1 protein-coding gene is annotated in these 227 nt (G+C 49.3%); it reads left to right on the top strand.

Features of this window, described 5'->3' with window-relative positions:
* The coding region (locus LD028_RS09865) for a tetratricopeptide repeat protein (RefSeq protein WP_237811712.1) at positions 1-227 on the top strand (227 nt) is incomplete at both ends.

The raw sequence follows: 227 nt of genomic DNA, 5'->3' as shown, positions 1-227 counted from the left end.
TCTCCAGGCTGAACAGCTGGACGCTCAGAATCCCGACGTCCAAAACAGCCTTGGCCTTGCCTATACGGCTCGACAACATTTTAGAGATGCTGAAAAGCACTTTCGATTAGCGCTTGAGCTTCAGCCAAAGTTTTCAGACGCGAGGGCAAACCTCGCCAAAATGCAAATTGAGGCGAAAAGATTTTCGCAAGCCCACGAGAACCTCAGAAAAGTTGAAGAGGACCTCA

The organism is Anoxybacillus sp. LAT27, assembly GCF_022030075.1.
Lineage (GTDB): Bacteria > Bacillota > Bacilli > Bacillales > Anoxybacillaceae > Anoxybacillus > Anoxybacillus kestanbolensis.
Note: the sequence above shows the minus strand (reverse complement) of the source record. Positions and strands in the feature narration are given on the sequence as shown.